The 22,742-nt window shown below is 42.9% G+C and carries 29 protein-coding genes; 15 read left to right on the top strand and 14 right to left on the bottom strand.

Features of this window, described 5'->3' with window-relative positions; translation table 11 throughout:
• The first annotated feature begins 8 nt into the window (after positions 1 to 8).
• Positions 9 to 569, top strand: a complete 561-nt coding sequence (locus tag KXV15_RS01410) for a UbiX family flavin prenyltransferase (RefSeq protein ID WP_240006372.1) — start codon at positions 9 to 11, stop codon at positions 567 to 569.
• A 68-nt stretch (positions 570 to 637) separates the two neighbouring features.
• Positions 638 to 868, top strand: a complete 231-nt coding sequence (locus KXV15_RS01405; RefSeq protein ID WP_240006371.1) for a YdcH family protein — start codon at positions 638 to 640, stop codon at positions 866 to 868.
• 70 nt (positions 869 to 938) lie between these two features.
• Here the strand turns inward: KXV15_RS01405 and KXV15_RS01400 are convergent, their stop codons facing one another.
• The 3 genes from KXV15_RS01400 to KXV15_RS01390 are packed head-to-tail and all read right to left on the bottom strand — an operon-like array spanning position 939 to position 3,769.
• Entirely contained in the window at positions 939 to 2,213 is a 1,275-nt protein-coding gene (locus KXV15_RS01400) for an NAD(P)/FAD-dependent oxidoreductase (RefSeq protein WP_240006370.1), read from the bottom strand.
• 18 nt (positions 2,214 to 2,231) lie between these two features.
• Positions 2,232 to 3,569: a TolC family protein gene (locus tag KXV15_RS01395; RefSeq protein ID WP_240006369.1), complete on the bottom strand. Its 1,338-nt coding sequence runs from the start codon at positions 3,567 to 3,569 to the stop codon at positions 2,232 to 2,234.
• Positions 3,566 to 3,769, bottom strand: coding sequence for a YgaP family membrane protein (locus KXV15_RS01390; RefSeq protein ID WP_240006368.1), 204 nt, complete (start codon positions 3,767 to 3,769; stop codon positions 3,566 to 3,568). The genes KXV15_RS01395 and KXV15_RS01390 overlap by 4 nt, the downstream gene beginning before the upstream one ends.
• A 218-nt stretch (positions 3,770 to 3,987) precedes the next feature.
• Here KXV15_RS01390 and KXV15_RS01385 point away from each other — a divergent pair, with 218 nt between their 5' ends.
• From KXV15_RS01385 to KXV15_RS01360, 6 genes are all read left to right on the top strand, one after another.
• Positions 3,988 to 4,323, top strand: coding sequence for a rhodanese-like domain-containing protein (locus KXV15_RS01385; protein ID WP_240006367.1), 336 nt, complete (start codon positions 3,988 to 3,990; stop codon positions 4,321 to 4,323).
• Between the two features lie 57 nt (positions 4,324 to 4,380).
• Positions 4,381 to 5,505, top strand: coding sequence for an efflux RND transporter periplasmic adaptor subunit (locus KXV15_RS01380; protein ID WP_240006366.1), 1,125 nt, complete (start codon positions 4,381 to 4,383; stop codon positions 5,503 to 5,505).
• Positions 5,502 to 8,753, top strand: coding sequence for an efflux RND transporter permease subunit (locus KXV15_RS01375; protein ID WP_240006365.1), 3,252 nt, complete (start codon positions 5,502 to 5,504; stop codon positions 8,751 to 8,753). The genes KXV15_RS01380 and KXV15_RS01375 overlap by 4 nt, the downstream gene beginning before the upstream one ends.
• Before the next feature lie 126 nt (positions 8,754 to 8,879).
• A complete protein-coding gene (locus KXV15_RS01370; RefSeq protein ID WP_240006364.1) occupies positions 8,880 to 9,464 on the top strand; it encodes a 5-formyltetrahydrofolate cyclo-ligase in 585 nt (194 codons plus the stop codon).
• 2 nt (positions 9,465 to 9,466) lie between these two features.
• Positions 9,467 to 10,285: a TIGR00282 family metallophosphoesterase gene (locus KXV15_RS01365; protein ID WP_240006363.1), complete on the top strand. Its 819-nt coding sequence runs from the start codon at positions 9,467 to 9,469 to the stop codon at positions 10,283 to 10,285.
• A gap of 12 nt (positions 10,286 to 10,297) precedes the next feature.
• Entirely contained in the window at positions 10,298 to 10,477 is a 180-nt protein-coding gene (locus tag KXV15_RS01360; RefSeq protein WP_240006362.1) for a DUF1737 domain-containing protein, read from the top strand.
• A gap of 14 nt (positions 10,478 to 10,491) precedes the next feature.
• Here the strand turns inward: KXV15_RS01360 and KXV15_RS01355 are convergent, their stop codons facing one another.
• The 4 genes from KXV15_RS01355 to KXV15_RS01340 form a co-directional block, all read right to left on the bottom strand.
• Positions 10,492 to 10,680, bottom strand: coding sequence for a YgaP family membrane protein (locus KXV15_RS01355; RefSeq protein WP_240006361.1), 189 nt, complete (start codon positions 10,678 to 10,680; stop codon positions 10,492 to 10,494).
• An 85-nt stretch (positions 10,681 to 10,765) separates the two neighbouring features.
• Complete coding sequence (locus KXV15_RS01350; RefSeq protein WP_240006360.1) at positions 10,766 to 11,377, bottom strand: Crp/Fnr family transcriptional regulator; 612 nt, start codon at positions 11,375 to 11,377, stop codon at positions 10,766 to 10,768.
• A gap of 61 nt (positions 11,378 to 11,438) precedes the next feature.
• Positions 11,439 to 11,654 (bottom strand): hypothetical protein, encoded by a 216-nt coding sequence (locus tag KXV15_RS01345; RefSeq protein ID WP_240006359.1) that lies wholly within the window; start codon positions 11,652 to 11,654, stop codon positions 11,439 to 11,441.
• A gap of 277 nt (positions 11,655 to 11,931) precedes the next feature.
• Positions 11,932 to 13,050 (bottom strand): serine hydrolase domain-containing protein, encoded by a 1,119-nt coding sequence (locus KXV15_RS01340; protein ID WP_240006358.1) that lies wholly within the window; start codon positions 13,048 to 13,050, stop codon positions 11,932 to 11,934.
• A 119-nt stretch (positions 13,051 to 13,169) separates the two neighbouring features.
• Between KXV15_RS01340 and KXV15_RS01335 the strand changes: the two genes are divergently transcribed.
• Positions 13,170 to 13,652, top strand: a complete 483-nt coding sequence (locus tag KXV15_RS01335; protein WP_240006357.1) for a hypothetical protein — start codon at positions 13,170 to 13,172, stop codon at positions 13,650 to 13,652.
• 121 nt (positions 13,653 to 13,773) lie between these two features.
• A complete protein-coding gene (phbB, locus tag KXV15_RS01330) occupies positions 13,774 to 14,496 on the top strand; it encodes an acetoacetyl-CoA reductase (protein ID WP_240006356.1) in 723 nt (240 codons plus the stop codon).
• Between the two features lie 108 nt (positions 14,497 to 14,604).
• Here phbB and KXV15_RS01325 read toward each other — a convergent pair whose 3' ends face one another.
• Positions 14,605 to 15,105, bottom strand: a complete 501-nt coding sequence (locus KXV15_RS01325) for a helix-turn-helix transcriptional regulator (protein ID WP_240006355.1) — start codon at positions 15,103 to 15,105, stop codon at positions 14,605 to 14,607.
• Between the two features lie 8 nt (positions 15,106 to 15,113).
• The gene (locus tag KXV15_RS01320; RefSeq protein WP_240006354.1) at positions 15,114 to 16,136 is read right to left on the bottom strand and encodes a cytochrome b/b6 domain-containing protein; all 1,023 of its coding nucleotides are present in this window, start codon (positions 16,134 to 16,136) and stop codon (positions 15,114 to 15,116) included.
• Positions 16,137 to 16,283: 147 nt separating this feature from the next.
• Between KXV15_RS01320 and KXV15_RS01315 the strand changes: the two genes are divergently transcribed.
• On the top strand, positions 16,284 to 17,078 hold the full coding sequence (locus KXV15_RS01315) for a DUF4431 domain-containing protein (protein WP_240006353.1): 795 nt from the start codon (positions 16,284 to 16,286) through the stop codon (positions 17,076 to 17,078).
• Positions 17,079 to 17,081: 3 nt separating this feature from the next.
• Here the strand turns inward: KXV15_RS01315 and KXV15_RS01310 are convergent, their stop codons facing one another.
• Both KXV15_RS01310 and mdh read right to left on the bottom strand, forming a co-directional pair.
• Positions 17,082 to 17,744, bottom strand: coding sequence for a DUF2971 domain-containing protein (locus tag KXV15_RS01310; protein ID WP_240006352.1), 663 nt, complete (start codon positions 17,742 to 17,744; stop codon positions 17,082 to 17,084).
• A 189-nt stretch (positions 17,745 to 17,933) separates the two neighbouring features.
• Positions 17,934 to 18,896: a malate dehydrogenase gene (gene mdh, locus KXV15_RS01305; RefSeq protein ID WP_240006351.1), complete on the bottom strand. Its 963-nt coding sequence runs from the start codon at positions 18,894 to 18,896 to the stop codon at positions 17,934 to 17,936.
• Positions 18,897 to 19,102: 206 nt separating this feature from the next.
• Between mdh and KXV15_RS01300 the strand changes: the two genes are divergently transcribed.
• Positions 19,103 to 19,975, top strand: coding sequence for an HpcH/HpaI aldolase/citrate lyase family protein (locus KXV15_RS01300; protein WP_240006350.1), 873 nt, complete (start codon positions 19,103 to 19,105; stop codon positions 19,973 to 19,975).
• Here the strand turns inward: KXV15_RS01300 and KXV15_RS01295 are convergent.
• Together KXV15_RS01295 and KXV15_RS01290 are read right to left on the bottom strand one after the other, a co-directional pair.
• Positions 19,972 to 20,406 carry a TcaA NTF2-like domain-containing protein gene (locus KXV15_RS01295; RefSeq protein WP_240006349.1) on the bottom strand — a complete coding sequence of 145 codons (435 nt, stop codon included), beginning with the start codon at positions 20,404 to 20,406 and terminating at the stop codon, positions 19,972 to 19,974. The genes KXV15_RS01300 and KXV15_RS01295 overlap by 4 nt on opposite strands.
• A 43-nt stretch (positions 20,407 to 20,449) precedes the next feature.
• Positions 20,450 to 20,977 (bottom strand): L,D-transpeptidase family protein, encoded by a 528-nt coding sequence (locus KXV15_RS01290; RefSeq protein WP_240006348.1) that lies wholly within the window; start codon positions 20,975 to 20,977, stop codon positions 20,450 to 20,452.
• A 23-nt stretch (positions 20,978 to 21,000) separates the two neighbouring features.
• On the opposite strand from KXV15_RS01290, the gene KXV15_RS01285 reads away from it, so the two are divergent.
• From KXV15_RS01285 to KXV15_RS01280, 3 genes are all read left to right on the top strand, one after another.
• Positions 21,001 to 21,642 (top strand): winged helix-turn-helix domain-containing protein, encoded by a 642-nt coding sequence (locus tag KXV15_RS01285; protein ID WP_240006347.1) that lies wholly within the window; start codon positions 21,001 to 21,003, stop codon positions 21,640 to 21,642.
• Positions 21,643 to 21,787: 145 nt separating this feature from the next.
• On the top strand, positions 21,788 to 21,922 hold the full coding sequence (locus KXV15_RS13425) for a hypothetical protein (protein ID WP_275671518.1): 135 nt from the start codon (positions 21,788 to 21,790) through the stop codon (positions 21,920 to 21,922).
• A 218-nt stretch (positions 21,923 to 22,140) separates the two neighbouring features.
• A complete protein-coding gene (locus KXV15_RS01280) occupies positions 22,141 to 22,278 on the top strand; it encodes a hypothetical protein (protein ID WP_240006346.1) in 138 nt (45 codons plus the stop codon).
• Positions 22,279 to 22,285: 7 nt separating this feature from the next.
• Here the strand turns inward: KXV15_RS01280 and KXV15_RS01275 are convergent, their stop codons facing one another.
• A complete protein-coding gene (locus tag KXV15_RS01275; protein ID WP_240006345.1) occupies positions 22,286 to 22,705 on the bottom strand; it encodes a group III truncated hemoglobin in 420 nt (139 codons plus the stop codon).
• Between the last annotated feature and the right edge of the window lie 37 nt (positions 22,706 to 22,742).

The raw sequence follows: 22,742 nt of genomic DNA, 5'->3' as shown, positions 1-22,742 counted from the left end.
CAAAACTCATGAAAAAAAGAATTATCATCGGTATAAGCGGGGCATCTGGTGCGATTTATGGCAAACGCGCGCTAGAACTTTTGCAAGATACCGACATTGAAACCCATCTAGTGGTTTCCAAAGCCGCCGAACTAACTATGCAAAGTGAAAATATCGGTAGCTCTAAGGATATTGCCGCCCTTGCCGATGTTACACACAAGGTTTCAGATATTGGGGCATCTATTGCCTCCGGTTCTTTTAAAACAATGGGTATGATAATTGCGCCATGTTCGGTTAAAACCATGGGCGAAATTGCAACGGGTGTAACTTCAAGCTTAATGAGCCGCGCCGCAGACGTTTGCCTTAAAGAGCGACGTAAATTGGTACTAATGGTGCGTGAAACCCCGCTACATTATGGTCATCTTACCACCATGACCCACCTTACCCAAATGGGGGCGATAATTAACCCACCGGTTCCCCATTTTTATTCCAATCTAAAAGATATTGATGATATGGTTACCCAATCAATTGCCCGCGTACTTGATCTATTTGATATAGATGTACAGGCATTGCGAAGATATAAAGATTAAAACAACAAAATTAATGAAAAAAACATAATTTGAATTATAATAATTCCAAAAAGGGTTTGGGTTACAAAATGGATAATGATTATCAACCGCCTGCCGAAGAAGTTGCGGATTTAGAAATCAGAAAAAAATTATTTGAACTTCGTGAAGAGCATCGCGCGCTTGATGCCGCCATTGATGCTTTAACACAAACCAGCCCAAATGACCAAATTTCTTTAGGGCGTCTTAAACGTCGCAAACTTCAATTAAAAGATCAAATCAAGTTTTTTGAAGACCAATTACGACCTGATATCATCGCCTAAAATCAAAAAAAGACCTTTGCAGAAAATCCACAAAGGTCTTTTTGTTTTAAGATGCCTAACAGCCCAAGGATTAATCTTTTAATTTATTAATCCCGAAAATATCCATAACCATTTTTTCATAGAATGGCTCAGATTCCCCAGATCTCATTTTGCTCATGAAATATTTTTCAAAGCCGATTTTCGCCATGTGAACCCATTTACCAGAGCTTGACCAGTTACGGTTACGTGGCGGGATTTGTGGTTGGGCAATGAATGCAACACCACTATCACCAAAGTCGGCAAGACAAACTGCATTCCATGTACCTTCGGCATCAGCAACACCACCGCGCAAAAGCTCACCAATATTGTGGGCAGTGGCAGTAACCATCGATTCAATCATGAAGCCCGTTTTTGGCACGCCACATGGAACCGGGGTTGGTGCTTGTGGGGCAATTGCCACGCAAACGCCGATTGCAAAAATATTTTGATATGTTGGGTTACGTTGGTTTTTATCAACAATGATAAAGCCACGTGGGTTGGTAAGTTTTTCAATACCGCGCACCGCTTCAACACCACGGAATGCCGGAAGCATCATAGAGAAACCAAACGGTAATTCTTTTACCGCTTTGGTCGTGCCATCATCGTTCACGACTTCAATGGTCATTTTGCCTTTTTCAACTTTTTGAACTTTGGCATTGGTTTCCCATTTGATGTGGCGTTCACGCATTGCGCTTTCAAGCAAGCCTTTGGTATCGCCCACGCCATCAAGACCAAGGTGGCCAACATATGGCTCAGAAGTGACAAATGTCATTGGAACTTTGTCACGAATTTTACGTTTTCTAAGCTCGGTCTCAACAATCATCAAAAATTCATATGCCGGACCATAGCAAGAAGCACCCTGCACCGCACCAATAATTACTGGACCAGGGTTTTTGCAGAACTCTTCAAATTCATCTGAAGCTGGAATTGCGTGATCAACGTGGCAAACCGATTGTGTAAAGCCACCATGTGGGCCAAGACCTTCGATTTCGTCAAATGCCAATTCTGGGCCGGTTGCGATTACAAGATAATCGTAATCAATCATACGACCATCGTTTAATTCAACCTGATTGGTTTCAGGATGAACCCGTTTTGCACCACCATCTTCAAATTCGATGCCACGCTTTTTGAAAATTGGCGGCAAATTAATTTCAATATCTTCACGCGTGCGCCATTTTACGGCAACCCACGGGTTTGAAGGTACAAAGTGGTAAACTGAGCCCTTGTTAATAACCGTGATTTTATCCTGTGAACGTAATTTATCCTTAATTTCATATGCGGCAACAACACCGCCCAAACCAGCACCTAAAATAACTACATGTGCCATATTTAACTCCCTTCCCTATTAATTAATTATATCGCCACCCATCGCGGCAACTATTCTGTATTTTGCGACCAAAAGTGCCGCATTGGCCTTGGCAACTTCCATTTTTGCCTCGGTAAGGTTTTTTTGTGCATCAAGCACATCTGCCATTGGGCGCTCCCCAACGCGCATTTCTGCTTCGACGCTTTTCATTGCAACAAGGCGGGCATCAAGCGCAGCATTTGCCGCCTTTACCTGTGCCATCGCACCATAAAAACCGGCATAACTTTGCGAGATGCCCATATTAATGGCACGTTCCGTTGCCTGATTGGCTCTTGTTGCCGCTTCTAATCCATATCTTGCCTGTGAGACGCCAGAAGAAATTTTCCCACTGGTATAAAGAGGCATTGAGAAGTTTAGATACGCCCCAACCTCATCCTGTTTGTAACCAGGAAGGAATTGATCGCGGATTGTTGCACCACGTACCTGCGCCGAAACTTGCGGTAAATAATTGGCGTTTGCAGCCTTTACCATTGCTTTTGCCGCCTCGACACGTGCGCGACCTGCCGCAAGAAGCGGATGGTTTTCCAGCGCAAATTCACGGGCATGTTGTTCAGATGCCGGTAATTGTGGGGCTTTGTTCACAAAAACTGGGTTTTCAATTGCACGATTGGTAAGGCGCAATAAATTGGCATTTGCCATAGATGCTTGGGCTTCGGCGCCTGCATATTGTGCCTGTGCTTGTGCAAGGCGGGCATCGGCACCCGCTTTTTCTGAAACTGGAATTTCGCCGGCTTTAAACATTAATCCTGCATCGTGGGCAAAACGTTCAACCGCGGTTAGATTATCCTTGGCAAATTGAAGCCCCTGATAGGCAACGGCAACGTCGCTATAAGCAGAAACAACATCAACAACCAATTGATTACGGGCGTTTTTATACTCACCATTTTCAGCAGCCAAATTAAAGTCAGCCTCTGAAACTTTGGCCAATGATGCGCCACCATCGTAAAGACGCCGTTCCCATGCAATCGCCAATGAACGTGGGTAAATATCAGAAAAATCTTTGAATGGTATCATGCCATCAACGCCAATTTTCGCATGCGAAATGCCATATGTACCGTTGATGCCAATTTGTGATCTTCCATCAGCCTTTGCAGACTTTAAACGCGCCTCTGCAAGACCAACCATAGAATCCTTGGCAAGTAATTGTGGCTCATTGGCAAGTGCTGCGGCAATGGCCTCATCAAGTGAATTTACTTTTATAGCTGCTTGATAGGTTGCAATTGAAACCTCGTCCGCACTTACATCACCTGCCGTGGCCGGAGAAACCGCCGCCAATATCAATAATGATAAAAGACCGGAAACAGATGCGCGGATCATTTAAAATGTGTTCCTTCTTTAAGGCCCATTTTTTTGAAAACAATCGCCGCAGGACAAAAACCGGTAAATGACGCTTGTAGCATATTCACGCCGGCAAATGCGGTTAACCAGAAGAAAAGCGGGCTTACAAACATTCCAAGCAAAACTGAAACCAAAACCACAACACCCGCGAAACGGAAAACGGCTGTATCAATCGTCATATATCTCTCCTTTATATGTCACGCCAAAATTCAAAATCTTTTGGCGGGTGGAAACTGCAGATTATATTTAATAATCATGCGCCCCACTTGACTTTTAATCCTTGCATAAACTATATATTAGTAAATTTGCATATATGCAAGTAATTATTTACACAATTTGTTTGTAAGGTTCAGTGAATCCTAATATTACAATTAATACCTATTGAAAGAGATTACCAATGTTTTTTGGAAAACCATTAAAAAATATGTCGCCACGTGAGGTTAGTGTTGGTTTAGAACAAGGTGATGTTGTTCTTATTGACGTAAGAGAGAACCATGAATACGCCGCTGCACACATCCCTGGCTCTAAACATATTCCGCTTTCTTCATTCAATGTTGCAAGCCTTCCAAAAGTTGATGCGGGTAAAACCATCGTATTCCAATGCCAAAGCGGAATGCGCTCGGCACAGGCGGCAAAAATTGCGCAAAAAGCCGGTATTGAAAATGTTGCTAACCTTTCAGGCGGTATTATGGGTTGGTCGCAAAGCGGCTTACCAATAAAATCTGGAAGATAAGAGGATTATAAGCCTTTAAAACTTGGGAAAATGGGGTTGGATTTATCCAATAAGAATATGAAACATAAAAACATACTTGTATTTGGTGCTTTGATTGGTGTTGCAATGCTTCCGCTTGTGTCTTGCTCTAAAAAAGAAGCAGGACATGAAAAGGGCAAACAAGAACAAAACGCCGCTGCGCAATATGATCCGGCAACCAAATTTGCGGTTGGCGTTGTAAACATTGTTGACAGCAAGCCAATGGGCGCAACCTATACCTCAAAAGACGATACCAATGCCCGCGCCCGTATCGGCGGCACTTTAGTAAGTCTGAATGTTACCGAAGGTTCTTATGTTTCCCAAGGGCAAACCATTGGCGTTATTAGCGAAGCCCGTTACAATGCCGAAGTTGCGGCGGGTATGGCAAACGCACAACAGGGTCCCGCACAATTAGAAGCGGCGCGTGCCATGGCCAATAAATCAATGGCCGATTATAACCGCACCAAAATCCTTTATGATCAGGGTGTTTATTCAAAAGCACGTCTTGACGCCATGCAGGCACAAATGGCGGCAACAAATGCCCAAGTCAAAGCGGCACAAGCCGCAAGCGTTGCCGCACAATCACAGGCGCAAGTCGCGGTTGCAGTACGAAATCAAGGACGCATTGTTGCCCCTCGTTCTGGTAGGGTCGTATCGGTTCCAGTTACCCAAGGCGCAGTTTTAATGCCGGGTGAAGTGGTGGCATTTATCGCCGCTGGGCAACCAGTTTTAAAACTATATGTTCCAGAGCGTGACGCAAAATCATTACAAATTGGTCAATCAATGACCATGACCGATGATGCCGGTAATGCGGTTGGTGTTGCCAATATAAGTAAAATTTTTCCGCAAGTTGTTAATGGACAGGTTGAAGTTGAATTAACCTCATCAAGCAGCGATCATTTTGTTGGCGAAAGAACTAATCTTATTGTTCCACTTGGTCGCCGCGATGCGGTAGTTATTCCACAAAGCTATGTCATAACCCGTCAGGGCGTTGATTTTGTTCGTCTTCTAAAAGACAATAAACCGTTGGAAGTTCCAATTCAGCGCGGGATTCAAACCTCTACCGACAAAATCGCAAATGCTGTTGAAGTGCTTTCAGGTCTTCAGGCAGGTGACATCATCGTTGCCCCACAAAATGTTAAACCGGCTTCTGGTGGCAAATGATGCAAGACGACAATAAAACAGAAGATAAAAAAACAAATTTGGGAATTGCCGGTGCTTTAACCAAGGCAACAATCAATTCCCCATTGACACTTTTGATGCTTTTGGCGGCGTTTGCAGTTGGCATTATGGCGCTTTTGGCAATTCCACGCGAAGAAGAACCGCAAATTTCTGTACCGATGGTAACGGTGCAAATCCCCGCCCCTGGTCTTAGCGCTTATGACATTGAGCGCAAGGTTACAGATCCGGTTGAAACCTCTTTACGCGGCCTTGATGGGGTTGAACACGTTTATTCACAAACACAAGACAATGGCGTTATGCTTACCGCACGTTTTTATGTTGGCACAAAGCGCGATGACGCAATTTTACGCGTGCAACAAAAAATGCGTGAACCAAATGTTTTGCCAAAATCAGGCACCATGGATCCGATTATCACCGCACGCGGGATTGATGATGTGCCAATTGTGGTTGTTACATTGTCACCGGAAAAAGCGGTTGCCGACAGGTGGTCAGACGCTGCGCTATATGACCTTGCAGTCGATGTTCAAGCAGAACTTACCCAAGTTAAAGATATCGGTACAACCTTCTTGGTTGGTGGGCGCCCGAATGAGGTGCGCATTACACCAAATCCGGCAAAACTAAAATCATATGGCGTGCCGCTTGGCTCATTGATTGAAACCCTGAAGTCTGGTGCATCATCAATGCCACTTGGCACAATTCGTCAAGGCGGGGTATCACGCGATGTTATTGCCGGACGCGAGTTTTCAAGCGTTGAGGATGTTAAAAAACTTGTCGTTCGCTCAATTTCTGGCTCACAAGTATTTGTGCAGGATGTTGCCGATGTAACCCTTGCGCCACGAAATGATCAATCAGCCGCCTATCATTACGAGCGCGATGACAATGGTAATTTCTATAAAACCCCAACCGTTGCAATCGCAATTGCAAAGCGCCCTGGCGTTAATGCCGTTGTCCTTACCAAAGCAGTACATACCAAACTAGAAAGCCTACAAGGAAACCTTATCCCAACTGGTATTAGGGCCGATGTGGTTCGTGATTATGGCGCAACCGCAAACGAAAAAGCCAATGAATTATTGTTTCACCTTGGATTGGCAACAATTTCAATCGTGGCATTGATATTCTTTACCATCGGGCGTCGTGAAAGTTTTGTGACCCTTGTGGTTATTCCAACCACGATTTTGCTTACTATGTTTGCGTCAAATTCAATGGGTTATACAATTAACCGTGTAAGCTTGTTTGCGCTAATTTTCTCCATCGGTATTTTGGTGGATGATGCGATTGTGATGATTGAAAATATCGCGCGACATTGGTCCATGTCGCCCAATCGCCCAAAAACAGAAACCGCAATCGAGGCCGTAGCAGAGGTTGGCAACCCAACAATTGTTGCAACCCTTACCGTTGTGGTAGCACTTTTGCCAATGATGTTCGTATCGGGTTTAATGGGGCCATATATGGCACCAATCCCAGCAAACGCATCGGCGGCAATGTTGTTCTCATTCTTTGTGGCAGTGATAATTGCGCCGTGGTTGATGGTTAAATTTGCACCGAAAAACGGCCCACTTCATGCCCATAATGATCATGATGAAGGTGTATTGGGGCGAATTTATCGCAAGGTTGCGACCCCAATTATTGCCACCAAAAAATCGGCATGGACATTCCTTTTGGCGGTTGGTGTGGCAACTATTCTTGCCTGTGTGCTTTTCTATACCAAAACCGTGACCGTAAAACTTTTGCCATTTGACAATAAATCAGAGTTTCAAGTGGTTGCCGATTTACCCGAAGGTACTTCTTTGGAAACCACACAACGGGTTTTGATTGAAGCAGCAGATAAATTAGGCACAATCAAAGAAGTTGAAAGCATGGAAATCTATGCCGGAACCTCTGCACCATTTAACTTTAATGGCTTGGTTCGCCATTATTTCATGCGTGACCGTGCCGAAATGGGTGATTTACAGGTTAATTTATCAGAAAAATCACATCGCAAACGCGCAAGTCATGAAATTGCGCTTGAGGCACGTAAATTAATTGGCGGTATTCAAATTCCGCAAGGCGGCTCTTTAAAAGTTGTTGAAGTTCCCCCTGGCCCGCCAGTTATTTCGACCCTTCTTGCAGAAATTTACGGCCCAGACCAGCAGACCCGTCGCGCGGTTGCCGATGAAGTAAAAAAACTTATGGCAAAAATTCCATATGTCGTTGATATAGACGATTATTATGGCGTGCCGCGCCCTAATACATTGCTTGTTCCTAACCGTGAACAGATGGACTATTTGGGTGTCAATGAAGGCATGGTATTGCAATCAATCGGTGCAACCCTTTCAGGAACCGAAGTTGGCACATTGCAACGCGATGGCAACCGTGACCCACTTTCAATAAATGTTCGCCTACCTACGGAAGACAGAAGTTGGAGTGGTATCTTATCATCAATGCCGGTGGCAATGGTGCAAACCCCAACAGGTGGTCGCCTTGTCGACCTTGGCGAAGTGGTAAATGCCAAAGAAACCAAAGCGTCATATCCAATTTTCCGTCGCGATGGTCATGAGGCGGAAATGGTAACTGCCGACCTTGCGGGGCAATATGAAGCGCCAATTTACGGGATTTTTGATACTAACAATGCTATTAAAAATCATGATTGGGGCAATCTGCCAAAACCAAATATTAGTTGGCACGGGCAACCAAGCGTTGAATCAACACCAACTCTTTTATGGGATGGTGAATGGGAAATTACCTATGTAACATTCCGTGATATGGGCGCGGCATTTGGCGTGGCAATTATCGGGATTTATATCCTTGTGGTGGCACAATTTAAGTCGTTCAAACTTCCATTAGTGGTTTTAACGCCAATTCCATTAACATTAATCGGTATTGTCTTGGGCCACGCATTATTTGGTGCGCCATTCTCGGCAACATCAATGATTGGTTTTATCGCATTGGCGGGTATTATTGTGCGAAACTCAATATTGCTTATCGACTTTATCCGTAATGCCAGCGATGAACATCGACCATTGCGTGAAGTATTGTTAGAAGCAGGGGCAATTCGTTTTAAACCTATCTTGCTTACTGCGGTGGCGGCAATGATTGGTGCAGCGGTTATTTTGACCGACCCAATCTTCCAAGGTCTTGCAATTTCATTATTGTTTGGCTTGATGTCTTCGACCCTTTTGACCGTTTTGGTTATTCCGGCAATTTATGTCGCGCTACGCGATGACGGTAAAGGGATGAATACCAAAGCCTAATCAATAAATTCAACTTCAAATAAACCCCGCAAGCAATTTGCGGGGTTTTGTTTCATCTTTTAGTCTAGAAAAGCATATAATGGTTTACTAATCATTTTAAAAAGCCTATTAAGCGGGCGATAAAAAATGAATACTTTATTAATGTCTCAAAAAACACTTAAAGCCGGTCTGCGTAAATTATACAAACAGAAGCGTGCTGATTTACATAAAGAAATGCCTAAAGCTGGCGAAAATTTGATTGAAAACTTTCCGGTTTTCATCGGTTCGTCGTGCGTGGTTGCGGGCTATCTGCCAATTCAAAACGAAATCGACCCCTTACCGCTTATGCGTTTCTTAGAAGAAAAAGGGGCGCAGCTTTGTTTGCCGCGCCTCAATACGGTTACTAATTCAATTAACTTCCATGAATATAATTTCGGTGATGAATTAAAAAGTGGTTCTCTTGGGGTGCTTGAACCTCTCTTTGATGCCAAAATTGTGCGCCCAAATATTATGTTAGTTCCGCTTTTGGCATTTGATAAAAATGGTTATCGTCTTGGCTATGGCGGCGGATATTATGACAAGGCGATAAGCGTTGGCAAAGAAAAAGGTAAATTGATTACAATTGGCTTGGGCTTTGCGGGACAAAGTATTGATAATATTCCGTTTGAAGCGCATGATAAGAAACTCGATTATGTTCTTACGGACAAAAACTGTTTCAAATTTGGTGTTTAGTTTTGCGGATTGCATTTTTTGGTGATGTTGTTGGACGTTCGGGGCGGGAAATTTTATCATCCCGCCTAAAGAACATCCGCGATAATTTAAAACTCGATTTTGTTTGTATTAATGGCGAAAATTCTGCCGGCGGCTTTGGTATCAATGAAAAAGTTGCGACCGAATTGTTTGATGCCGGCGCTGATTGCATCACTTTGGGCAATCACGAATGGGATCAACGTGAAAACCTTACTTTGATTGAACGCGAAACCCGAATGCTTCGGGCATGTAATTACCCACCACTTACCCAGCCACCAGGACGCGGCGCACAATTATTTAATGTCGCTGGCTTTAACATCCTTGTGGTTTCCGTCATGGGGCGCCTTTATATGGATAGCCTTGATTGCCCATATTCGGCGCTTGAACGCGAAGTTTCCGCCTGCCCGTTAAAAGATGCCGCCGATTGCATTATTGTTGATGTCCATGCTGAAGCTACTGGTGAAAAACAAGGCATTGGTCATTTCCTTGATGGCCGCGTTAGCCTTGTAGTAGGTACGCATACCCACGTCCCCACCGCAGACCAAAGAATTTTGGAACATGGCACTGGGTATATTACCGATCTTGGCATGTGTGGCGATTATGATAGTGTTTTGGGTATGAACAAAGAAATTTCGGTAAGACGACAATCAGTGCGCCTTCCCTTTATGCGTCATGAACCTGCAACGGGGCGCGGTATGGCATGTGGGGTTTATGCCGAAATTGATAATAAAACCGGTCTTTGTACCCGCATTGAACCTATCAGATTTGGAACAGGTTTGGTTGAAACCATTCCAACAATTTAAGGGGCATTAATTATGAGTGATGAAAAATTACAATATCGCCTTTTAACCGGAAAAGACGACAAAAACTTTTGTGAACGTGTATCACAAGCCCTTAAAGATGGTTATGAACTTTATGGAAGCCCATCTATAACCTATAATCAGGCACTTTGCTGCAATATCGTGGCACAGGCGGTCATTTTACCAAAAAAATAACCGCCAATCCAAGATTATTTTTTCTTACAAGTATTCAAACCTATAAGTGTATATGCTGGGCAAAAACCAATTGCACCGGTTAACAATGGCACAATACCGATTAATCCCCACATGGTTTTTGGGCCAACAAAAACCAAAGAAATTAAAGCCAAACCAACAATCACTCTTAATGCGCGGTCAATTGTTCCTTCATTGCACTTCATGACATTTCCCTTTCATGTCGTTTAATCTGTTATAAAGATACACATTAAAAAGCGCGCCGTCTGTGACTTTGTCACACATAATTAATCAAACTGATTGCTTTGCGATTTTTTCAATTTTCTCAAGGGCAATTAGCAAAATTTTTCCGCGCATAATTTTTACCAACCCTTTGGCGGCAAAAACATTTAATTGTCGGCTTACCACCTCCCGCGCAGAGCCTATTTCACTTGCCAGCATTTCTTGTGTGGCATGTACGTTTTTATTATCATCCATAAGACGAAGTAAAATGCGCGCCAAACGCACCTCAACCGATGATAAAGCGACGGTTTCAATCAAAAATTCAAAATATTTAAACCTTGCGGCAACAGCGGAAAAGACCTGATCACGAAAAGCCGTATCGCTTACAATAAGGCGATTAAATTCTGGACGGGGTATGATTTCAATTTCCACATCATTTTCGGCACGACCTTCTGCGGAATATAGCTGTTGATTTACCAAACACCCAAAGGTTTGCAGGCAAATATCACCTCGTTCAACCCGATAGAGAATTATTTCACGCCCGTTTTCAGCAGTTAAGAACACTTTTATACGCCCAGAATGCACCTTTACAAAGCCCTGACATTCTTGCCCAGGGCTAAATAATACGGTTCCGGCTTTAACACGGATTATGTGGGGGTTTTCTGAATTTGCTGCGCCCATAGTTTTTTATAGCGCAAATTGCCAATTTGAACACAAAATTTGGCAATATGAGTTTAGATTATTAATTGACCAAAGTACGTTCTTTTAATTCGGCATCAATCGCCCGCGAAAAGTCGAATTTAGTCAAAAGTGGGCCACCAATCTCAGGGCTGATTTTGCCAAGACGACGGGCAACAAAGCGACCAAGCTGCATCTTGCCGCGAATGCCGGTCAATTTTCCAAGATATGAAATTTGTTTATCCGTTGGCGGAAATTTTGGGTTGATCACTGCTTTCATAACGAACTCCCTGATTCTTGAATGAAGAGTAAACTACAATTTTGTCATTTCTATGAACGTATATAGAACAATTGGTTAATTTTTTCAAGAGAAATTTAATAAATAAAGGGCTAAATCGTTAATTTTTTAAAATACTACGTCCATTTTTGGCGTAAATGTGTTAATTTTTGGTAATAAATATGGCGAAATTATGATTTACTAATAGGTAACAAAACCCGCCATGTTTTGCGGGTTTTTAAATTTCCATATTGCTTTGATAAATTACTGGCGCGCTTTATTACAAGCAGCCATATAAAGCCGTAATAAGGGCATTAGCGCGCACATCGCCAACGATTGCGTTTGAGTGCTGTGATGGGGCGTAGGCAAAAGAGATATTGCGCACCGGATCACCAAATCCACAAGCACCACCGCGCCCCGCATGACCAAGCGTTTTTGGTTCAGGCCCAAAGGTCAATGTCGTGTTACGCATTACACCGGCCGCCCAATCTATTTCGCGATTTAAAACCAAATCTTCGCCACGAATGCGGGTTTTAGTCATATCCTGCATGGTTGATTTGGAAATAATTTCTTGCCCTTCTATATAGCCGTCATTGGCATAAACACCGTAAAGGCTTGCTAATGCCTTGGTCGTGCCGCAACCATTGTTGGATGGAATCTTTGCCGATAGTGCCTCCACACCAACACGTGGCGGAACAGACCATTTCTTAAGGAAGGCAATTTTCTTTATTTCGGTTATTTTTCCCATTTCTGGTAATTCGCGCGGCGGCAAGAATTGTACATAGCGGTTTTGCAATTCTTCTGGTAGGCCAATATAAAATTCAATATCAAGCGGTCTGGCAATATCTGCCGCGAAAACATCTGCTAAATCCTGCCCTAAAACCCGATAAACTAATTCGTTGGCAATATAACCATGCGTCATAGGGTGATAACCAGATGCGGTCTTTGGTTCCCATAATGGTTCGGCATCCGCGATTTTTTCGGCAATTTTGTGAAGGTCAAACCATTCCGTTTGTTCCATTGGCTTTGCCAAACCACAAACACCAGACTGATGTGATAAAGCTTCGGCTATTGTAATATCTTTACCGTGTTGGGTAAATTCTGACCATAAATCGGAAATAGGGTCGTCAAAATTCAAGAACCCCCTATCTTGCAGCATTCCAAGTACAAGTGCCGACATTGGCTTGGTCGCCGAAAAGAATTGTACAAGCGAGTTTTCTTGCCATAAATTGGTTTTGGCACGGTCGGCATAACCACCCCAAAGGTTAACTATTGTTTCGCCTGCCCGCTGCACACAAAGGCTTGCACCATGTTCAAGGCCCTGATCAAAATTGGCTTTAAATTGCTCTAAAACCGCCTCAAACCCGTTTGCAACAAAACCTTGTATATTCACGCTCATGATAACCCTTTGCCACAATATGGTGTGCAATTAAATATTTGCAATATATTGGTTTACATATGGATTTTTTATCAAAAACCACTAAGTTTAATTTATGGTTTTAATAAAGAGATTTTAAAATGAAACAATCTTTTAAATTCGGTACATTTGCAATTATTTCATTGGCATTATTAAGTGCGGGATGCGCAACAACGCAAACCCCGCCCACACCAGAAACAATCGCCCAACGCCAAGCGGCGGTTGCAGAGCTTGATAAGCAACCAGAAGCGCGCATAATTTTTGAAAGCCAGGTTGATAGTTTTCGTGTAACCCGTGAAGACAGACAGGATGTTCTATATTTAAACAAGGGCTTTGGAAAATGGTATCGTGGCCCGCTAAATTGTTTTGGCATGGGTGATCCACAATCGGCAGTTTCACTTGCTACTAAAACCGATGGTATGGGCATTGATAAGTTTTCACGCTTTTACCTTTTGGGCGGGGGCGGCAAAAATGAATGCTTTGTCACAAGCCTAAAAGAACTAAATCCACAACAAACCGTTGTGTTTGGTCTTGAAAGCCAAAAATCCGTTGACGCAAGGTTAGCAAAAAAGTTACCAAAATAACACACCTATTATATTAAATATCAATCTTACCTAAAAAGTATCGTAATCATACTTTAGGCGAATTGATTTTTTTATTTCGCTACTGCACAATTTTTTCAACAATAATAACTTGGAGGAAAAAATGGCAAAAGTGGCACTGGTAACGGGCGGAACCCGTGGAATCGGGGAAGCAATATCAATCTCACTGCGTGATGCGGGTTATAAAGTGGTCGCTAATTATGGCGGCAACGATGACGCAGCTGCAGCATTTAAAGAAAAAACCGGCATCGATATTATTAAATTTGACGTTGCCGATCATCAATCTTGCGCCGAAGCGGTGGCAAAAATCACAGAAGAGCACGGTGCGGTTGAGGTGTTGGTGAATAATGCCGGCATAACCCGTGATAGCTTCTTTCACAAAATGAAGCCTGAACAATGGCGCGAAGTTATCGCCACAGATTTAGACAGCCTTTTCAACTGCACCCGCCCGGTTATCGAGGGTATGCGCGAACGTGGGTTTGGGCGCATTGTCAATATTTCATCGATTAATGGGCAAAAAGGACAAGCGGGACAAGTAAATTATTCCGCAGCCAAAGCAGGTGTTATTGGCTTTACCAAAGCATTGGCACAAGAGGGTGCAAACAAAGGCATTACGGTTAATTGTATCGCCCCCGGCTATATTGCCACCGATATGGTAACCGCAATTGCCCCCGAGGTTTTGCAAAAAATCGTTTCGCAAATTCCGGTTGGCCGTTTGGGTGAAGCCGAAGAAATCGGACGCGTTGTGGTGTTCTTGGTCGAAGATCAGGGCTTTATTAATGGTGCAACCATTTCGGTAAACGGCACGCAATATTTGCACGGATAACACCATCAGCTTGCCTGCAACGTATAAATAAAAAGCCCTGCATTGCAGGGCTTTTTTACAAAAAAATCCCCCTCAACGCTACACCAAAGAGGGGGTTAAAGTTTGGGTTTATTTCAATAGGTCCTCTAGGAAAAATGCCGATAAATCGGCACGACCACCAAGACCTGATTTCTGATAAATAATCGTCGCCTGTGAGCGGACGGTTTTCTCATTTGTATGGCGGATGCCAGCAATTTCTTTAAGGCTAAGACCTTTTAGCAATAAAAGCGCGATTTCCTTTTCGGCTGGGGTTAATTGCCAATCATTCAATTGCGCATCGATTGCCTTTGACAAACCCTCGATATGGAGGCTTGCGCGTTCACGCCAAATGGCGGCATCCTTTTTTTCGGCGGCAAGTTCAACGCTCGCTTTATCGAGGCGATTTTTAAGAAGCAAACTATTACGAAGCAAAAGAAAAATTCCGCCTATCGCAATAATTGCCACCACAACCTCTGTGGCGACGTGCCACCATGCCGCCCCCATTTTGACATCACTAAAGATATCAAGGGAGAGCGATATGGCAATTATCGCAAGTGCCAGAATAATTGCCATACGTTCTTTAAATTGCATTACAAAGCCTATTTTGATTTTTTCTCATTACGTTCATCTTTTTCGCCGCGTTCGCGTTCTTCGCGCTCTTCGGCTTCTGATTCTTTATAAGCTTTAGTATTTTTTGAATCTAGTGTTACCGGACCAGAAAGTGTGTCGATAACAACGGCATTGCTGGCGGCAGATTTACCTTCATGTTCGCGTGCTTCTTCGGCTTCGTTTGAGCCTTTTTCGCCACGTTCACGGGCTTCCTCGGCTTTGGATTCGCCGCGTTCGCCTTTTTCGCCGGCTTCTTCGGCCTCGTCACCTTCTTCGCCTTCGCCTTTTTCGTTTTCAGCAACCTGAAGGGTTTTACCAAATACGTTCACAGTGCCAGCCTGTGCATTATAATTTGATGCAAGTGCAAATGCAGATCCACCAAGAAGGGTCAAAAGCAATACGCCCGCAACCGGTGCAATATTGGAAATTCCGGTTTCGCCCGCAGCGGCCTTTTTATTACCAGTAAGCATCGCAAGGCCAAGGTTTTCACCTTTTACAACTTTATAAACAATTACGCCCGCAATATGCACAAGCGCGATAAGAATAATAAGGGTTGCAAAAGTTTCGTGAATTTCGTGGAATTGGTGCCCCTGTTCACGGGTTGCAGCAGTAAGCATTTTAAAGCCGCTTAACGGAATCATAATGCCGAAAATCATCATGGCAATTGCCGCAATTGATGACGCCGGATTACGTTTCGCACTTGAAGGGGCATTTTTATCAAACGCACTTTTCAAATAAGCAGGAAGCGCAAACGGGTTTAAATTAAACGCTGAAAAACGTGCATATTTGGTGCCAATTATGCCCCAAACGATGCGGAACAATACTGCGGTAATTGCCATTGCGCCAAAAAACATGTGGAATGGATAAATTGGGCTGTCATCATCGGCAAATTTACCGATTGAAAACGCCATTACAATTGAAATCGCAAATGCCCAATGGAACATGCGCGTTGGGATATCGAATACTTTAATCTCTGTTGATTCATTATTAGGGGTAGGGTCGTTTTGTGTCATAAAAACCTCCGATCGATGTTCGGATAATGTTTTTGACAAATAGTTTCATCGGACATTTGCCCCAAGCCACAAAAAAAACATCAATATGGGGCTTATGTCTTATAAAATTCCATGTAATATGTAGGTGAATTTGAGGAAACTGCCACCATGAATAAAAAATACCTATTTGCGCCATTGTTTTTCTTGATGTTTTTTGGGGCAAGTGCCAATGCCGCTACCTGCACCCAAATTTCCGACAACAGCCAAATCGAGCTTACGGGAAAATTATCTTTCCACATTCTTCCGGCACAACCGAATTATGAGGATATTAATAAGGGCGATTGGTACGAAGGGGGCTATTTTTTATCACTCGAAAAACCCATTTGTTTTACGGGTGGCGATTTTGATGGCACGGGTTTTAGCGATATTCAGCTTATGAACGGTTATGATTATAACAATGCCTTGTTTAAAGGGGCAGTGGTTAAGGTAAAGTTGGACGGGCTTTTTGCTGGTTTTAACGGGCACCACCACGCACCGGTTTTGGGAACAATCGTCAACATCACACAAAATGGCACGACAATAAAACCAAAAAATTATGTCGAAAAACGCAAGGTTTTTGACGAAGGCAATGACATAACCGAAGAATATGAAACCCCAATGCCATTAATACGCGCCTTTTATTATTCGCTTAAGGTCGGGCGCGGGGATTTGGCACAAGAATTCATAACCCCCGAAAAGCGTGACAAGGGCGCATTTGGCATTACCAGTATGAATAAATTTTACGGCAATCTTAAAACCCCGATATTGCTTCAAAATTTAGAAAAAATCACCGACACAAAATACCGCGTAACCTATAATTATTCTGGCACCAAAAGCACATGCAACGGCAAGGCAGAGGTAAACATCACACAAAAAGACGGTCGATGGTTTATCGGCGGGATTAAGGCATTGGGGGGATGTTAGGGGTTAGTGTTTTTTTTTGATTATTTTAAATTCATTCAATGAAATTGTAGTCTCGCTTATCTTAATGTGGTCTTCATAATCATTTAGCCAAATTTGCACCTCACTAGGCGTTATATTGCAAGCCAAACCTAGGATTACTTCAACTAATTTAATTGCTGTCCCAAATTCAACAAAATATAAACCGTTTTCATTTTTGTCACTGTGGTCTAGTTCAATTAAGCTGCGATATTCTTTTTCATATGACCAACCATCAAATTTTGTAGAATAAATTTTTATAAGATCTTCTGGCTTTGTCTTTTGTCCTTTATTTATTCTTTCTATGGTATCTCTAGTTCTGGATTTAACATATTTTACTTTTCTAGGCTTTAAATTATCTTGAAACTTAAAGCCTAAACAAATTCCTGTACTTCTATTTGCATAGTGTGCCCACATTAAAGGATGTTGCCAATCCTCTGAGAAGCAAATTATTCCATATTTTTCACTAACGGATTTTTTTAAATATAATGAGCCGTTTTTTACTCTCTCATCAGAAAAGTCTTCACAATAAAACTCAAAGGGGTCATTTAATTTGCTTATTTCTGAAATTTTTATATGTCGATTTTTTATATCATCTTTTGCACTATCGACTGTGGTAAAATAATAAAACACATCGGGTATTTCAGCCATGTTAAACCATTTCAAAACATAAAAATCATTATGATTTTAGTATTATTGAAACAAATTTAAATTGCAAACAGAAAAACCCCGCCACATTGTGACGGGGTTTTGTTTTGATTTGTTCGTTTTAAACGCCCCCTCCGTCACCTTCGGTGACACCTCCCCCAGTTTTACTGGGGAGGAATAAAGGGGATTTAATTATTTAAGGCTTGGGTCGATTTCTTTACAAGCAACAAGAAGACCTTCAACCGCCGCAACAGATTTTGCGAACATTGCTTTTTCGCCGTCATCCATTGGGAATTCGATGATTTTCTCAACGCCGCCCGCACCGATAACAACCGGAACGCCAACATAAAGACCGTCAAGGCCATAAGTGCCTTTGTTATATGCCGCAACCGGAAGCGCGCGTTTTTTGTCTTGCAAATAAGATTTTGCCATAACAACCGCAGATTCAGCAGGTGCATAGAATGCAGAACCAGTTTTTAGAAGGGCAACGATTTCGCCGCCACCGCCACGGGTACGTTGAACGATTGCGTCAAGTTTCTCTTGGGTGATTTCGCCTTTTTCAACAAGCACAGGAAGCGGCAAACCGCCAACAGTTGAATAACGAACCATTGGAACCATGTCATCGCCGTGACCGCCAAGGGTCCATGCGTGAACATCTTCAACAGAAACGCCGAAATGTTCAGCCAAGAACCAGTTGAAACGCGCGCTATCAAGAACGCCAGCCATACCGCACACCATATTGTGTGGAAGGCCAGAGAATTCACGAAGTGCCCAAACCATTGCGTCAAGCGGGTTGGTGATGCAGATTACAAATGCGTTTGGTGCATATTGTTTGATGCCTTCGCCAACGGCTTTCATAACTTTTAGGTTGATGCCAATAAGGTCATCACGGCTCATGCCAGGTTTACGAGGAACGCCCGCGGTTACGATGCAAACATCTGCGCCCGCGATATCGGCATAAGAATTTGCGCCTTTAAGGCTTACGTCTTTGTCAAAAGTGGTTGACGCTTCGGCAAGGTCAAGCGCTTTACCTTGTGGTGTGCCTTCTGCGATGTCGAACAAAATAACGTCGCCCAATTCTTCGCGTGCGCAAATGTGTGCAAGCGTGCCACCAATCATACCTGCGCCTATAAGCGCGATTTTTTTACGAGCCATAATAAACCTCCGAAATAAACAGGTGCTTTTAAAATTTTATTTGCGGTTGCAATAGACCTTTTGCAAAAGTTTCGCAATGCCTTTAAGCCCGATTGGGACAAAGATTTTCATTATTTTCTATTAAACAATGGTATTATTCCTATTGATAAAGCCACCAATAAATTTTATTAGCACATGCAGCATAATTTTAATAATTGGGGGATTTTATGACCATCAAACCGCGCCGTTCCGTTCTTTATATGCCGGGTGCAAATGCCAAAGTTTTGGAAAAAGCAAAAACCCTTGCTTGTGATGCCATCATTATGGATATGGAAGATGCGGTCGCCCCCGAAATGAAGCAAGAGGCGCGCGATTGTATCACTGCCGCACTGGCTGGCGGTGGCTATGGCAAACGCGAAATTATCATCCGCACCAATGGCACAGATACAGAATATTTTGACGATGATTTGAAATGTGCGGTGGCGGCAAAACCCGACGCTATTCTTGTTCCCAAAGTTTCATCAAAAGATCAGGTTTTGAAAATTGATGCCAAAATCCGCGAATTAAACGGCGGCAACCCAATTGATATTTGGGCAATGATTGAAACTCCACGTGCAATTTTGGATATATTCTCCATCTGCTCGGCGGCGGAAACCGTGCCGTTTAAAGCATTGGTTATGGGCACAAACGACCTTGCCAAAGAAACCGGTGCTCTTTTGGATGTGGAGCGTGCGCCATTCCTTTATGCATTATCGGCGGCGGTTAATGGTGGTAAATGTTTCGGCCTTAGCGTGATTGACGGCGTATTTAACGAAATCCAAAACACAGAGGGTTTTGAAAGCCAATGTATACAGGGCAAAAATTTTGGTTTTGATGGAAAAACCCTTATTCACCCTTCACAAATTGAGGTTTGCAACAATATTTTTGCGCCAAAACCAGAAGAAATCGCCTATGCCCGTGCGGTGGTTGCCGCATTCGCCGACCCTGCCAATGCTGGTAAAGGCGTTTTAAAGGTTGAGGGGAAAATGGCGGAAATCCTGCACCGTGATATGGCATTAAAAACCATCACCATCGCCGAAGCAATTGAGGCGGCGGGTTAATACTCGCTTAGCTTGGCGGTCATAATTTTCCAATCGGTTGGCGCAAAAGTATTGTTCAACGCGATTAGATTATAATAACCGCCAAAGTTTTTTACTTTACCCTTTTTATCGGTGGCGGTTATTTGCACATTTACCGTAGTGTAAACATGACCCATGCCGGCATCGATTGGCTCGATATTAAGGATTTGCACACTTACATTTTTGGTTTTGTCGAACCCGTGGGAGAATTTTTTTAAATTCTGCCCATTGGCATTTTTGCCCTTGTCGTCCTTTTGCCAAAGATCAAATGCAGTTTTGTAATTATGCGCATTTATGGCGGAATAATAATTTTCAACCAAATTTTGTGCAGAATCCAAAGTTGTTTCAGCCTGTGCAGGAATTGAGAACAGGGTTGAAATGGCAAGAATGGGGGCAAGGTATCGTATTTTCATATAGTGAATTTACCATATGAACCTGAACGAAAGCCGAATGAAATTATGCCACTACTTCAATAAAATCAGCATCAGCATCCTTGGCAGCAAGTGCCAAAAGCGTGATTAAATCTTCTTTTTTAAGGGCGACACAGCCTTCGGTTCCTGAATAATCCGGGCGGGCAACGTGCATAAAAATTGCAGAGCCGTATCCCGGAACCACAGGATCGTCATTATGACCCAAAATCACGATAATGTCGTAAACATCATCTTTGCGCCACAAATGTTCAGCAGACTTTGGATATGGGTGAAGAACAAATTTATTATAATTCGCATCATCGGCGGCGTCACACCAGCCAAAGTTTTCCTCTAGAGCAACCGGTTCAAGTGGCGCGACCAAAAGCGGAATTTTATCTTTGCGGTAAAAGATTTTACGAAAAGCCCATTTACCGGCGGGGGTTTTATTATCCCCCTCACGCTTTTCGGCGGCGGCAAGCACACCTTTTTTACCAAGTGCGCAATCAAAAACCTGATCACCAACCTTGATTTTGCCTTTATGACCACCATCGATTGACTGGACTTCAAAAATCATTTTTAATATCCCAAAGATTTGTAATGAATATGATATATAAAACTAAGATTCTAATAAAGGGTTTTGATGAGTTAATAAGTGCTGCCATTTATGAATGGCTTGCAGCACAGAATAATTTCAACATTTCGAATGATGATGACTTTGAACCCGATTTGCAAATATTATTCTATAATAGCCTTAAACCAGAAATTTCGCAGATTAATATTCCATCAATTTTAATCTTTAAAGGCGCAATTCCGCATATTGTTGATGCAAATAGGTTTGCTTCTGGCAAAGATTTGATTGCCATTGCCATGCCGTTCCGCTTTGCCGAGCTGGAAGCAGCGATATACAACCTAATCCGCACGCGCGAAGCCAGTAAAATGGCGGCATTGAAATTAAATGGCTTTGAATTTAGCCCCCTTAAACGTGCCTTTATGCTTGGCAATCAAGAGGTCTTAAAACTTACGGACAAAGAAATCGAAATTCTGACCTATCTTAACCAAGCAGAGGGCAAGGTTTCGCGGGAGGAATTATTGCGCGAAGTCTGGCGCTATAATGAAGGGGTAACAACCCATACGCTTGAAACCCACATTTATCGCCTGCGCCAAAAACTTAATGACGCGCTTGGAAAAGACGATTTATTAATCACCGAAGAGGGTGGTTATAGCCTTAAATCAGACTAAGAATTTGATCACAAATCCGACAAAAACATTTATGTTACGGGCACTACAATAAAGCGGCACGATGTCGCGCGGCACGTGGTCATATTATCCCATCATAATATTAGGAATAACCATTAGCCCTTCCATAATGGATGAGGAGAATATTATGTTACTTGCAAGAATGGTTACAATTGACCCGTTGGCATGGATTGCGATTGCTTTCTTGGTTATCACACTTGGCATTACCCTTGGCTTGGGCGTATGGCTTGTGGGACATATGGGTAAACAGAAAAAAGCTTAATAGCCTGAATATTTGCCTTGATGGCAAAACGCGCGGGTAAAAATATTAAATTACCTTCGTTTTGGGTTATAAAACTGCGGAAAAATATAAAATCAGCGTTATTAATACGCTGATTGAGGCATTGCGCGGCATGTTGTCGCGCGGCACGCAGTCATATTATGCTTTCCAATTTTTATAATAATTCTTTACCTCTCACTATATAAATGAGGAGGTTAATTATGGTTATTGCAAAATTGGCAAGCATGGATCCTTTAGCAATGATTGCTATCGGTTGGCTAGTTGTTATTATTGTTCTTCAAATCGGTTTAGCGGCGTGGTTGTACACACGCTGGCACGGAAAACCAAAAAAAGCCTAATCAAATATTATTTTGGACGATAAAACATTCCCAACATAAAAGAATGTGCGATGCGGTTTGCCCGCTCCATAAAATATTGGGTTGCTTCTTTTGTTGGGCTTACATCGTTTAAAGTTTGTTCAAACAGCTCTAACCATTGTGAAAAATGGTATTGCTGCACCTCGGTGATTTGCAAATGCACCGGCATTGGTCTGCCGGTATAAGTTCCCGAACTTAGGCAGACTGATGCCCAAAAGTGTTTTAATTTATACAAATGCTCATCCCAATCTTTGACGCGTTGTTCAAATATCGGTCCAAGACTTGGGTGCTTTCTGGTGCGCGCGTAGAACTCTTCAACAAGCGTGTTTATCAACTCACCGTCAATCCCGATTGAATTGGCATACGCAATTTGTGCTTCGCGGGCCTGATTTGTATGTTCGTAATCCATAGTACCTAGATAGGAATATTTTTGTTTATTTCAATGC

It is taken from the genome of Pseudaquidulcibacter saccharophilus (assembly GCF_019455445.1).
Lineage (GTDB): Bacteria > Pseudomonadota > Alphaproteobacteria > Caulobacterales > Aquidulcibacteraceae > Pseudaquidulcibacter > Pseudaquidulcibacter saccharophilus.
Note: the sequence above shows the minus strand (reverse complement) of the source record. Positions and strands in the feature narration are given on the sequence as shown.